Annotated in this window: 2 pseudogenes; one reads left to right on the top strand and one right to left on the bottom strand. The window is 58.4% G+C overall.

The annotated features are described in order from the left end of the window. A pseudogene (locus tag AWB68_RS45605) lies at window positions 1–630 on the top strand (recombinase family protein); the annotation flags it as partial. A gap of 3 nt (window positions 631–633) precedes the next feature. Here AWB68_RS45605 and AWB68_RS48710 read toward each other — a convergent pair. Next, window positions 634–830, bottom strand: a pseudogene (locus tag AWB68_RS48710) (IS3-like element ISMtsp5 family transposase); the annotation flags it as partial.

Below are 830 nucleotides of genomic sequence, written 5' to 3' on the forward strand. Positions count from 1 at the left end.
GAGGCTCGTGCTCGTATCTGCGCTCTCGCAGATGACTTCGCCAACGTATGGAACGACAAGCGTGTTGAATCCATCGAGCGCAAGCGCATGCTCGGACTGCTGATCGAAGACGTTACTCTTCTGAAGTTGGAGAAGATCTCGATTCACGTGCGTTTCCGGGGTGGCCGGACGACCTCAATGGCAGTCGACAAACCCAAGCCGATGGCACTTGTACGCAAGACACAGCCGGTTGTCGTATCACTCATCGATGAACTCCTCGAGACTAGTACCGATCAACAGGTCGCCATCCGACTCAACGAACTTGGATATTCAAACTGGCAGCATCAGGCATTTACTGCCAGGAAGATCGCGGGGGTGCGCACGGCCCATGGACTACCGAGCCGATTCGAGCGACTGCGCTCGCGCGGTTTGCTTACCGGCGCTGAACTCGCTGCGCAGCTCGAAGTTAGCCAGGCGACCATTCATTTGTGGGGTCGGCAAGGGCTTTTACGGCGGCAGATTTACGGGCATGACCACCGGTGCCTGTACGAACCTCTGGGGAACGTCGTCCTCGTAAAGGACGTTAGTGGGCGCAAAGCAACGCGAGCAACTTTCATCGCCGCTCCAACTACCGGACAAGGTGCAATGTGAAACCTACTCCTTCGTTTGCGGTTCGGCGACGAAGGCGAAGCTCGGCGTGACGCCCCAGAACCTGACCTGGTTGAAGAAGTCATCGGCCGTGTACTGCGAACCGTGATCCATGCGCAGCGTCAAGCCCCGACCAACCTCGGCACCCGTGCCGCCGAATTCACCCAGCAGTCCCTGTGCGATCGGCTGCAAGGCGGCGAACC

Origin of the sequence: Caballeronia choica (assembly GCF_001544535.1) — a bacterium.
Taxonomy (GTDB): Bacteria; Pseudomonadota; Gammaproteobacteria; order Burkholderiales; family Burkholderiaceae; genus Caballeronia; species Caballeronia choica.